Consider the following 12987-nt stretch of genomic DNA (forward strand, 5'->3'; position numbering starts at 1 on the left):
GTTATTACGACTGAATGAAGATACTCATTACTTGAAAAGTCTTCCTGATGAAAGAAATAAGTTAACATATATTCCGTTAGGTGTAGGTTTTATCGTTCCTCCTTGGAATTTTCCTTTAGCAATTTGTGTTGGTTTAACTGCATCGGCTGTAGTTACAGGTAATACTACTCTAGTAAAGCCAGCGTCCTTAACACCGGTTATTGCCTATAAATTTGTTGAACTAGCAGAGGAAGCCGGTCTGCCGAGTGGAGTGATTAATTTTATACCAGGGGATTCCTCCGTCATGGGCGACTTTATAACAGGACACCCTCTTACTCGTTTTATCAGTTTCACAGGATCTAAAGATGTAGGGCTTCACATCAATGAGCTTGCAGGCAAAAAAGTGAAAGGTCAAAAGTGGATTAAGCGAGTAAATGCAGAAATGGGAGGAAAAGATGGCATTGTCGTGGATGAAACAGCCGATTTAGATGCGGCTGCGGAGTCAATTGTGTCCTCAGCATTTAGTTTCCAAGGTCAAAAATGTTCCGCGGGTTCACGTGCCATTATTGTTGAAAGTATTTATGACAAATTGGTGGAAAAAGTGGTGCAGTTAACGGAAAAATTAAGTATTGGGAATGGTGAAGAGGATTATTCAGTTGGTCCTGTTATTGATGAAAAAGCGTATAACAGCATTCTTAAGTATATTGAAATCGGAAAAGGTGAGGCAACACTCCTTTTAGGTGGAAACCCAGGAAGCAATGAAGGGTTTTATATTAATCCAACTATTCTCGGTGACGCAGATAGTAATAGTAGAATTATGCAAGAAGAAATTTTTGGCCCTGTCCTTGCGATTGCGAAAGCAAAAGACTGGGAAGAAGCGATTGAGATGTATAACAATACAGATTACGGTCTGACAGGTGGATTTTTCTCTTCCGATAACAATCGTATAGAACAAGCCATTGAACGTATGTATTGTGGGAATTTATATGTGAATCGAAACTGTACAGGTGCCCTTGTAGGGATTCATCCATTTGGTGGATTTAATTTATCAGGTACAGATTCTAAAGCCGGAAGTTATGAATACATCAAACTATTTAGTCAAGGAAAACTTTATACACAAAAAATCTAAGTTGAGAGGGCTTACCAAATGATCGTTGATGATAACCTCAACAACGTTATATGATTGTTTGGTGAGTTCTTCACCATAAATTAATTTAACAGGTTTTAAGAGATCCTATTAAATATTAAAATTGGTTCATAAGATTCTTTTTCATTCACTAGCTAGAGTTCTATCTCCTTTTTACTTTGTTAAAGGAAATACGGTCTATCTTAATTTGATCAAACCTTATAAAAAAATCAAAATGTAAACGTTATCAAAAATGAAAAGGGGTTGTTAAAAATGGAACCTACTTTTACTACCGCAACTTTATTTTGGTTATTTGTTCCTATGCCATTATTAATTGTATTTTCTCTTGTATCTCTTCTCGCTCAAATAAGAAAAGAAAAAAAACGAAAGAATTTACTACCTAATTTGAATCGAGTTCAAGAAAACCTAACAAATGAGAGAGGTGAATCATAATGGGGGTGATTTCGCTAACCGTGTTTGTTTTGTATTTTAGCTTACTCTTTATGATTGGTTATCTGGCTTATAGAAGAACAAAGAATTTTTCCGACTATATTTTAGGTGGAAGGAAACTCGGTCCTTTTGTTGGTGGGATAAGTACAGGTGCTTCTGACATGAGCGGCTGGCTTTTGTTAGGAATGCCTGGTGCTATTTATGTTGGAGGAATGTCGGGGATCTGGCTTGCTATTGGACTTGCTATTGGAGCCTACCTTAATTGGCAATTTGTAGGAAAAAGAATTAGAGTATTCACACAAATATCAAACAACTCACTCACCATCCCTGATTTCTTTGAAAATCGTTTTCGTGATAAAAGTCAATTGCTAAGAGTTATATCCTCTTTGTTTATTTTAATATTCTTTGCCTTCTATATATCTGCAGGTCTAGTTGGTGGAGCTATTCTCTTTGAGTCAACGTTTGGAATATCGTATACGACAGCGTTATGGACCGGTGGGATCGTGATCGTACTATACACAAGCATTGGTGGTTTCTTCGCTGTGGCATGGACAGACTTCTTTCAAGGTATATTAATGTTTTCGGCTCTACTTATCGTACCAATCGTTGCTTTCTATTATCTAGGGGGATGGAGCGAAACAATTGCTCTAACCGGAAATATTTCCATAGACTATTTAGATGTCTTCTCTGGTACGACAACATTAGGTATTATCTCTTTATTAGCTTGGGGTCTTGGATACTTTGGACAGCCTCATGTCATCGTACGTTATATGTCAATGACATCATCCCGAGATATAACATTAGGACGATCTATTTATACTATCTGGAATGTATTGGCGCTTTTTGGGGCTATTTTTACAGGTTTTGTAGGGATTGCCTATTTTGCAGATACTCCATTGAGCAACCCAGAAACAGTCTTTATTGAATTTGCAAAAGTTCTATTTAATCCATGGGTTACAGGTGTGCTATTAGTAGCTATCTTATCAGCGATTATGAGCACAATTAGTACACAATTGTTAATTTCAGCAACAGCTTTATCTGAAGACTTATATAAAGGGTTATTTAGAAAGAAAGCGAACGAGAAAGAGTTAATGTTAGTAACGCGAATTGGAATTATACTAATATCCATGTTCGCTATTGTGTTAGCTTTTAATCCAAATAGTTCGGTACTAGGCTTAGTAGGATACGCTTGGGCAGGTTTTGGATCGGTATTTGGACCAGCTATTTTATTGTCTATCTTTTGGAAAGGTTGTACACGAAATGGCATTCTCGCTGGAATGATAGTCGGAGGTATTACGGTAATCTTATGGAGTATTTTATCAACTCCTCCAATGGGTGCCGACGGTTTACGAATGGAGCAATCGGCAGCTGTAATTCCATTTTATTTGTATGAACTAGTGCCTGGATTCTTTTTATCGTTACTGTCCATCGTTATTATTTCTAAACTCGGATCAGCACCTAGTAAAGAAATCATTGAAGAATTTGATCAGGTTAAAGCGAGTGGCATTTAGGAAGAAAAGAAGCCTTAAATTTTCGATTATAGGAAGGTTGGTGTGATTATATAATTATTTAAGAGAATAGATTCGATTGTAATTTAAATAGAGGGGGAAGGGATTATTCTTTGGATTATAGTTCACCCCCTGATTCCAATAGTTGTATATTAATATCTATATTGTATATAGATCATCAAACTAAGAAAGTAATTTAAAAATATATTTATTTCATAATCAGAAAAAAGTTCTTTTAAATTGGAGGCATAATGATGTGGATAGTTACTGCCTATTCAACAACAAAAATTACAATGTTTGAATTTAATACTGAAAAAGAAGCAAGAAAAGCCATTAAAACCATTCCGGGTTACAAAATTATATCCCAAATTATTTATTTTAACGATAATCCTTTAATCTAAGTTTATCTAATGAAAAATTACTAAGAAAATCTGATTAATTCTATTTTCTTAGTGTAATAAATATTGCAAATTACACTTCATTTTTCAGTAGATCAATTGTCTTTTCGAGGTCTTGCTTGATAATCAGAACAATCCTTATTACAAAATAAGGAGCTTTCTGTCAAGATTCAAAAAGGAATTTGAAAAACTACTAGAAATAGTCAAATGGTTTATTGATCATATAAAGGATAAGGAATTCAAAATATAGGATAGTGTCAGAGAAATCAATCAAATGGTGTTTTTATTTATAAATACTTAACTGAAATTTGTTACTTTAACCCAATTAGACTTGTGAATGTACTGTATCAATAGATATAAAAAATATTATTAGCTAGGTAGGTGATTATTTTATTAGAACATAATCTATGCTGTTTGGATTTTAGAAGTGGTATTCATTGGGGCAGTGCAACTAACCATGACGGGAGATCGCCACGCTGGCAGCGTGGAGGTCAGGGGTTCGAGCCCCCTTGGCTCCACCATACATAAACCTATCAACGACGCTATTCTTCGTCTTTACGAGGAATGGTGTCGTTTTTTTATTTTAGGGTTTGTGCACATTTTGTGCACCTTTAGTCTACTAAAGTGTCAGTAGTTACTGAAGTAAGCTTCCTCAAATTTACATGCAGCTTTGTCCTGCATGTCCGCATTGACATGAGAGTACACATCTAATGTGATACCTACACGACTATGACCTAATCGTTCTGCAACGATTTTAGGGTTTTCACCAATACTAAGCATCAATGTCGCATGCGTATGCCTTAGGTCATGAAAGCTGATTCGTGGAACATAGGCCTCTTTGATTAATTGATAATAGTCTCGCAACAAATTTCTAGGCTCTTTTGGTTTCCCGTCTTCCGTGCACACGATGAGGTCATGATCATGGTAGGCATCTCCAAAAGCAATTTTGAATTCATTCTGCTTATGTTGGAATTCCAATAGTTTTTCTATGACATAAGGAGAGATCGAAATTTGTCGTTTTGATTTTGCCGTTTTTGTTGGTCCGAAGAGTAACCCTTGTTTCGTGCGGGTCAAACTACGCTGAATGTGAATCTTTCCTTCCTCAAAATTGATATCCGACCATTGTAATCCTAAAACTTCGCCACGACGCATGCCTGTGAAAATACCAATGAAGTATGGGATGTGCTTGTCTTGCTCCTCGGCGTTTTCAAGGAAAGTCCTCACTTCTTGTCTGGACCACGTCGATCGCTCTGTTTGAGAACATTTTGGTGGTGTGGCATTCAAGACTGGATTGACAATCAACAGATCCCATTTGACGGCTTGTTGAAATCCCTTCCTTAGTAAGCAATGCATTTCTTTGACTGTTTTAGGATTGTAGCCTTTATCCAATTTATCGTTGTAAAAGCAGTCAATTTCAAACGCAGTGATGTTGTTGATAGCCTGATTTCCGAAATACGGTAAAAGGTGATTCCTCATCGTGTAGGAGCGACTTTCATATGTGGAAACTGCCACTTCACGACGATAGTGGGATTCAAACCAACGAGTAAAGTAGCAATCAAATTGCTCGTTACTAATTTCTTTAATTGAACCCTCGTAAAGTTCATGTAAAACTAGCTGACAAGCTTTTTCAGCTGCCTTTTTAGTTTTGAATCCACCTTTTGATTTCTGTCTGCGTTTTCCTGTTTTACGGTCCCGTCCAATGTCTAGGCGAAAAGACCATGTAGAGCCTCTTTTTTTATAATATCCCTTCATTTTTCTTTAATCTCCTTATTGTAGATTTTGCTAGAAAAAAATAAGTGTGTGGTCATTATCAGCATATCCACATACCTATGTTTTATAGGCAAATTGCTAATATTTAAAAAAGCCTAGGTTGTTGCGAGAACTTATAATAACCTTCTAAAACAAAAAAATGCTATTTAGATAATAATTCGTCGAATTATGTAATAAAAAATATAGTAGGTGCATTATGGCAAATTGATTACTGTTAAGCATGCGAAAGAAGAAATACAACAGCTACAGAATTATATTGATTTAGTAGAATCGGAAGAGGATACATTGGAGAACAAATTATTATAGAGTATGCTTTGACAAATAGTATCGCTAAAATTGTAAAAGTATTTAATCAATGAGGGGGGTGGACTCTAATTAAAGAATTCTTCAATGCTGTGGAGTTGTTGCCTTATATTTATAGAAGAAACTCGAATTCTTTCATTTATATATTGAAATTTTCATCTATTCATCTCCACGGCGAAGGCGGCAAAGATAGTGAACTTCTATTAACACACTAATCATGAGTACAACTTATATTTTCAAATTGATTTGAATAAATTTCCTCCAGGAGTAAGTTTTAGACATGGATACTTACTTTAATACTCGAATGTACCATATAAAGCAGGCGAACATTCAAGCACTCTTTCCTTCTAGGGCTTGTTAGCTGGTGACGATATTTTTCGTCACTTGATTATGCGAGAGGAAGTTCATAAGGACGGTCGCATCGTTTACTACCTTTTCTATGAATAAAGTGGACAGCCTATGGCAATTAAAAGCGAATGATAACATTCCGAAAAAGAGTGATATAAAGAGACCAACCAAGTATAGTATAGGATTCTATACTGATACTTGGTTGGTTATTTTTATTGTTCAAAGTGTAATTATTGATGTTCGACAATTCGGCCGATTGTGGAGTAACTCTTGTATTGCGAATTAGACTCATACTGCGTAGCAACGATTTCCATAATACTGTAAAAATAAGAACAAAAATTTTCTATTATATGGTATGATTTTTATATGAAGATCCCTTAGATTCTGAAGAATTTCACTTAAAGTAACGGGGCAGTAGTGTTAACAAAAAGTTTAATTTTTTGCTTATACATTTGCCATAAATAGATGGAGTTGAACTTATGAGTTATATAATACAATCAACTGAAAAAGTTAGATCAATTGGTTCAGAATATGAAACAAAGGCGTTATTATATTTAATGAATTTTAGACTAGATAGTAATGAAATAAACTACTATGTTATTGATTTTTTTAATGATTTGACTGGTATGTCAAGCATGGGAGATAAACTTTGGGACATACAGTCTAAAGCATCTAAGAATACTAATGCTAAAGCTTTAGGAAGAGAAATGGTAACCCTTTATAAAAATTATATGAGTAGTTTAACATTTAATCATTACATACTATTTGTAGGGGGATTAGCAAAAACAATAAGAATAGATAACAATAAAAATTTTTTTGGCATAGAAAATGTTACTGAAAAAGCTTTAAAGAGTATTACATTGGGATTAAAAGAAGAATCACAGTCAAAGACATATATAGATTCTACAAAAGTTACAGATGAGAATGTTGAAAATTTTTTAAAAGTTGTTCAAATCGTCGTTGATGATAAAAAAAATTCTGAGTATGTTAAATCAATTATTAAAACTAGTGTTAAGTTGCTACCTTCAGATGAAGTATTAGATTCTATCTTTGATGAGGTCAAAGATAAACAATCTTTAAAGAAAAATTCAATTGTTGAAAATATTGTTATTAATACAAGTCATGAGGCTCTAAATTATAGTAGACATTTAACTGGTGAAGAAATTAGATTAATGGCTATTTCGAGAATTATTAATAGAAATCCTTTGGATATCGGAGTGCCAGCTTCATTCTATGATATTATTCGTGATTTACCTACACATAAAAAGAAAGATTATGTCTTAAATGGACAAATCGGAGTTGCCAAAGCTATTTCCAATAAAAATAATATAGATAATTTCTGGATTTTTTTTGAAAGCGTTTATTTTGTAACTCTAGAAAATCCAGATGTAAATGTAAATGCTATTTTTGATAAATTAGATAAAAATTTAATGGGAAATTGTCCAGAATTCGATTTAATATCTATAAAGTATTTCATAGCCACTGTAAAGGATGGGATATTATGATAATTAATAAAATAGCTATAGGAAATGATAAAGAAGCATTCATTGAAGATAGATTTGTAGATGGTATTAATCTAATTTCTAGTGATGATAATAATAAAGGGAAAACAATCTTAATACAAGGAATGATGTATGCTTTAGGCAACGTACCTACCTTTCCAGTGTCATTTCAATATAAAGATTACTACTATATTATAGAATTCACAGTGAAAGATACCTTATATAAGATATGTAGATATAAAGAGGATTTTATTGTAAAAACTAATAATGAACTTAGGCATTTTGAAAATACATCTGAGTTTAGAAGATATTGGGATAAGATAATATTTAATTTACCCCAAATAACTAAGAATAATAAGAATACCATTGTACATCCAGAATTGTTTTTACAATTGTTCTTTGTTGGTCAAGATAAGAAGAATACATCTACAATTGCTAATTCGGGATATTATAAAAAAGATGATTTCATGAATATGTTGTATCGGATTTGTGGTATTGAAAATTCAATGGATATAACAGAAATAGAAAAACAAAAGGAATTATTGCGTAATTATAATCATGAAAGACGACTATTATTAAAGCAATATAAGATTCTTAGTTCTAAAAAGAAAGAGTTAGCACACTTTAGTACAACAAATGATAGGATTCAATTTAAAAATAACTTAGAAAAAATTGAAAAAGTAAATGATAGTATTACTGAATTAAATAAAGAAAGAAATAGAAACATAGCAAGAAAAATTAAGTGCGAAACAGCAATCAGAGAAATTATATCATTGAATAGAGATTTAGATACGGGTGAAATAGTTTGTTTATCATGTGGCTCAATACATATAGGATATAAAACTGCAAGTAAAAAAGGTTTTGCATTTGATATAACAACTGCAGATATCAGAAAAGATATTATTAATTCAATTCATAACAAAATAAATGATTATGAGGAAGAGGTAGAACGTATAAATATATCGATAAGTGATAAGCAAAATATACTAAAAGATTTATTGTCAGTTGATGAAATTTCATTAGAATCGCTATTATTGTATAAAGAGGATTTATTTAATGCTGCAGATGCTGATAAAAAGATAACTGATTTGGATGTTAAAATAAATGAGGTTAAATCAGAACTATCAAATTTTGAAACTATAAAAAATTCTAAAGCAGAAACTGAAAAAGAATTACTTGCAAAAATATTAGAAATGATGAATTCAATTTATAAAGAACAGGAACCAGCTGGAACATTAAAATTTGATAATTTATTTACTAAAAAAAGTGAGACTTACTCAGGAAGTGAACAAACTATTTTTTATCTATTAAAAATGTATGTTTTTCAGAAGGTAACTAAACATAAGTATCCTATAATTGTTGATTCATTTCGTTCAGAAGATTTATCTACAGAAAGAGAAAAGATTTTTTTAGATTTATTTAACGAACTTGAAAACCAAATTATCTTTACTACGACTCTAAAGATTGAAGAGGTTGGTAAATATGATCGAGAGGAATTTAAATTTATTAACCATATTGACTATTCTGATCATACACCAAGTAGCATATTAAGAAGTGAGTATAGGGATTCTTTCAATACAATTTTAAAAGATATAATGCAATAATGTTATTAATGAGCGAACAAGTATTTTTAAAATTATAAACTAGAGTAATCCAGTTTCCATGACAAGATTAAATTGTTTTTTTCTCACCTATACAAACCTATTCCAACGTATTACCCCGAACATTGTTATCATAAGACCATATAAAAATATGGCAAACTAGTAAAATCTGGATAACCTGTTATTGATATTTAAGCTTAATATTTTCATTAGCACCTATTACCTTTCCTTGCCCCTTTTGCCAAAGAGGGTATCCAATTCAGTAGTTCCCATTAAATGCAATTGCTTTCCAAATTTGCATATTACGGTTGATTAAACAAATGATTTTTGACATAATTCAGGCGGTGACAGTGCATTGTACCCTAACCGGTTTCTGTAAACATCCTGTGGAACAACATTCTTCGTGGCGTGACTAGGCACTTGTCCTTTTGGATCTTGAGAGAAATCCATTCTAAGCAAATGATCGTTTGCATTTATTATCAAGTAATCATACCAACTCATCCATCAATGCTAACAGAGACCCTCTCTGCTGAACCATCTCAATACTGTTTACGTTCTGAATTAATGCTCTGTGAAGACTTTCAGCACTATCGATTAAGGAGTTTATTATCCGGACACATTTTCTCTGTTCTTCAGTAAGCGATTCTAATTTGATCTTGATTGAATCCGGTGTTGATTCATCTAAAATGAAAAATAACTTTCCGAGCAGACCAACCCAAACATCAGAAACTTGAGTTAATCGTTCTGTTTTGGAATCAATGAATTTATAATTGTCTAGTTTCCTGCCATTCATAGTGAAAGGCATAACCTCTAATGACGATTCTGCCTCTGCTTCTTCATCAAAATAATGCATGGAATCTTTATATAATGCGCACCGCCCGGTTCTTAAACCTGAGTATTCCTCAACTAATAAACCTGGTGTGTTATCTTCAATGAAAAACAGTTCTCCTCTACGTCCATTATCTTTAAGTAACTGCCGGAAGTTTTCTAAATAGAAGTCGTCATCATCATATGACTGGATAAGATCGCTAAGTTCATAGCAAAAGTCCTTAATATCAGCTTTCACTATACTCGGATAATCGTATCTATAAAATATAGGCAAGATCTCATCTAAATGGGCTACGACAAATCTATGCAAGCTTGCCTTCAGAGCTTGTAACCATTCAGGTACAAAGTTGAACTGTGGCTGAGTGACAAATAACGAATCTACAATATCCACGGTGGAGTAGTACATATTATTTAAAGTAGCATAGTGGACATAGAGGCCACTGCTTACTAACCATGTAAGGAATTGCTGAATTGGTTTCTTGCCTATTGCAGTCCAGAAATCAGCTCCTCTACCAGCTAAAGTTCTAAACTTGATTTCTGGAGCTTTGATTTTCAGTTCATCATATAATGAATCCAAATTACACGGAGGAGTATTGCCATTAAACAGCACACCACCGAGAATAAAGTCATTAGCAATGCCTTCTGCAGCATTCACACCATTCACACCATTATCGGTCAGTCTAAACTTGCGAACGTTTCCGGTCTCATCATAATAGAAGCTGTACTTTTCATTAAGTTGTATTTGGCAAGTAAAAAATGTATGGAATGGCAATTAAAAATGCATGCCACTTGCCGTCTCTAGTTATTGTTGTAATAAAGATTCTTTGTATCGAAAGCTTTCTCCCGTAAACATTAATAAATGAGAATGATGAATCAATCGGTCAATAACGGCTTCTGTTAGAATGGGATCACCGAAAACATGGTTCCATTGACCGAATTGAAGGTTAGTTGTTATTAATAGACTACGGTTTTCGTAGCACATAGATATCACTTGAAATAACAGTTCTGCACCTTCTTTATTTAAGGGGATATATCCTAATTCGTCGAGCACCAAAAGATCCAGCTTTTCAATCATCTTCATGAACTTCGGAAGAGTTCCTTGTTGGTTGACTTCTATTAACTTATTAACTAAAGCTGCCACTGTAAAAAACTTCACCCGACTGCCAAACCTGTGTATGGCATTTAAGGATATCAATGCCGCCAAATAGGTTTTCCCTGTACCAACTCCTCCGTATAAAATGAGGTTTTCTTGCTCTTTAATAAAATCCCCATTTAATATCGTTTCTTGATCAATTCCTTGTGGAATTTGTATATGCTCCCATTGAAAAGGCAACGTTCCTGTTTTCGGCAACTGAGCTTGGTTTAATAGTAAGTTAATCTTTCGCTCTTCACGATTTTTAGCTTCCATTTCAAATAGCTTCAATAAGTACTCTTGGTTATTTTCAGCTTCAATTTCATGATAATGTTCACGAATCCAGCTAAGCTTCAACTGTTTGGCGTAGGATTCGATTTGCTCTTTCATTTACGATCACCTCCTTCTTGAAAAAAGGCATCATAATGAGAAAGGCCGCGAGATGCGTTGGGCAAGACGGGCACCTTCATACGAGGAGTAATTTCCATATGAGAACGGTCTTGATTCATTAACGAATAAAAACAGTGCTTAATTTGATCTGCGCTAGGATGACCATGAGAGGAAGCCAATTGGAGCGCTTTGTTCAGTAATGTGAAATCATCATTTTTTAAGAGTTTCGCTAGTAAACGTAACCCCATTTTCCGTTCCTCTTCTGTGCAATCTTTTAAGTATTGAGACCAAGCATAAGGGAATTGATCATATAAGCTTGAATATTTAATAGCTTTCGGACGTTTTGATAATAATTCAAGATAAGGCTGCCATATCATCGATTTTCGCTTCACACCATATAGCCGAGAATGCGTGACAATGGGTTCATTGTCTTCATTTAATACCACGACAGTATTAAAGGTAAGACGTGTTTTTACTCTTTGTTTCGCAAACCTCGGAGAGGTAGAATATTCCTTATTGTCCAAACTCACAATGCCATACTTATCAGCCTTCATTTCCTGGTAATAAGCACATTCAAAATCTTTCTCAGGAAGGTGAAGCCACTTACTTTGGTCTTCTTTATATAACTCTGATTGAAGTATCTGCTTCTTATAATGCACGCGATGCCGGTCTTCCTCTGCCTTATTCCAAAGCGTCTTATTAAAGTGATCTAAGTTAGCCACCGTACATTCAGGCAAAAGAAAATTGTTCCGCACGTATTTAACCATCGCTTCTACGTGCCCTTTTTCATTTCCCTTTCCTGGATTACAAAACTCATATCGGAAACCGTAGTGTAAGACAAACCTTTCGAAGGTATCGGTCAGTTTCCGTGCTCCTTTTCCCATGATTTTTGAGACCGCAGGTGACAAGTTATCGAATCGAATAGTTGTTGGAACGCCACCGATATGACGAAATATACGTTGTAATCCTTCAAGTAAACATTCTGTATTTTCCGAAGGAAATACTTGAAAATAAAAGGTGTTACTAAAAGGGAAGGACACAACCAAATATGGCAAATCAATGATTTTTGATTGGTACTTAAATGATGCTGTACCAAAGTCCACTTGAGCTGTTCCTGGGAAAGACTCTAGTGGTAGAGCTACACCTTCTTGATAATCTTTTAACTCCTTTTTCCGTTTCGAAACATAGTCACGGACAGATCTCTCGGAGCCTCTGAAACTATGAAATTCCCCCAACTGCTCATACATTCTTTTAGCTGTTCTATGATTCTTCCTTTTCTTCTTCAGATCTTCACCAATCCATTTATCTATGATAGGTTTCACTGGATCCATCACTCTTGCTTTCCTCTTTTGTGGCAACTTCACTTGAAACTCTTCTTGATTGGCATATTTCCTTACTGTACGTGGGTCCACTTCGACCCTGGTAGCTACACTGGAATAATTATTGCCTTTCTGATTCACTTCGCGTCTGATATAATCTATCTGAGTCACTTCTAACATCTCCTAATATCCTCCTGTCAAACGTTGTTGGTCCAACGAGGAGTTTAAAGTTATTTTGAGAAGTTAGCAAGTGGCGTTTTTTAATTTATGAGGGCCCCGCGGGGCCCTCATAAATTAACTGCCGTCCCCTACATATTTAGTTTGCCATAAACA

General features: G+C 34.3%; 10 protein-coding genes and 1 tRNA gene. 7 read left to right on the forward strand and 4 right to left on the reverse strand.

Features of this window, described 5'->3' with window-relative positions:
* The 5 genes from CEF18_RS23870 to CEF18_RS26220 form a co-directional block, all read left to right on the forward strand.
* Nucleotides 1-1108 (forward strand): aldehyde dehydrogenase family protein (locus tag CEF18_RS23870; protein ID WP_110939002.1); only part of this gene is annotated, 1108 nt, incomplete at its 5' end.
* Between the two features lie 270 nt (nucleotides 1109-1378).
* A complete protein-coding gene (locus CEF18_RS23875; protein WP_110939003.1) occupies nucleotides 1379-1558 on the forward strand; it encodes a hypothetical protein in 180 nt (59 codons plus the stop codon).
* Nucleotides 1558-3066: a sodium/proline symporter PutP gene (gene putP / locus CEF18_RS23880; RefSeq protein WP_110939004.1), complete on the forward strand. Its 1509-nt coding sequence runs from the start codon at nucleotides 1558-1560 to the stop codon at nucleotides 3064-3066. Before CEF18_RS23875 ends, putP begins: the two co-directional genes overlap by 1 nt.
* 248 nt (nucleotides 3067-3314) lie before the next feature.
* A complete protein-coding gene (locus CEF18_RS26215; protein ID WP_190238724.1) occupies nucleotides 3315-3464 on the forward strand; it encodes a hypothetical protein in 150 nt (49 codons plus the stop codon).
* A 436-nt stretch (nucleotides 3465-3900) separates the two neighbouring features.
* Nucleotides 3901-3982 (forward strand) — tRNA-Ala (locus tag CEF18_RS26220).
* 106 nt (nucleotides 3983-4088) lie between these two features.
* Here the strand turns inward: CEF18_RS26220 and CEF18_RS23885 are convergent.
* Nucleotides 4089-5213 (reverse strand): site-specific integrase, encoded by a 1125-nt coding sequence (locus CEF18_RS23885; RefSeq protein WP_110939005.1) that lies wholly within the window; start codon nucleotides 5211-5213, stop codon nucleotides 4089-4091.
* Between the two features lie 1148 nt (nucleotides 5214-6361).
* On the opposite strand from CEF18_RS23885, the gene CEF18_RS23890 reads away from it, so the two are divergent.
* Together CEF18_RS23890 and CEF18_RS23895 are read left to right on the forward strand one after the other, a co-directional pair.
* Complete coding sequence (locus tag CEF18_RS23890; protein WP_110939006.1) at nucleotides 6362-7387, forward strand: hypothetical protein; 1026 nt, start codon at nucleotides 6362-6364, stop codon at nucleotides 7385-7387.
* A complete protein-coding gene (locus CEF18_RS23895; protein WP_110939007.1) occupies nucleotides 7384-8988 on the forward strand; it encodes a V-type ATP synthase subunit I domain-containing protein in 1605 nt (534 codons plus the stop codon). Before CEF18_RS23890 ends, CEF18_RS23895 begins: the two co-directional genes overlap by 4 nt.
* A gap of 484 nt (nucleotides 8989-9472) precedes the next feature.
* On the opposite strand, the gene CEF18_RS23900 is transcribed toward CEF18_RS23895, so the two are convergent.
* From CEF18_RS23900 to istA, 3 genes are read right to left on the reverse strand one after another with little or no spacing between them, the layout of a single operon-like run.
* Nucleotides 9473-10585: a DUF3800 domain-containing protein gene (locus tag CEF18_RS23900; protein ID WP_147422043.1), complete on the reverse strand. Its 1113-nt coding sequence runs from the start codon at nucleotides 10583-10585 to the stop codon at nucleotides 9473-9475.
* A 30-nt stretch (nucleotides 10586-10615) separates the two neighbouring features.
* Entirely contained in the window at nucleotides 10616-11335 is a 720-nt protein-coding gene (istB, locus tag CEF18_RS23905; protein WP_110937831.1) for an IS21-like element helper ATPase IstB, read from the reverse strand.
* Nucleotides 11332-12834, reverse strand: coding sequence for an IS21 family transposase (gene istA, locus CEF18_RS23910; protein WP_110937832.1), 1503 nt, complete (start codon nucleotides 12832-12834; stop codon nucleotides 11332-11334). The genes istB and istA overlap by 4 nt, the downstream gene beginning before the upstream one ends.
* Between the last annotated feature and the right edge of the window lie 153 nt (nucleotides 12835-12987).

The sequence above is a fragment of the Salipaludibacillus neizhouensis genome (assembly GCF_002886185.1).
GTDB lineage: Bacteria > Bacillota > Bacilli > Bacillales > Salisediminibacteriaceae > Salipaludibacillus > Salipaludibacillus neizhouensis.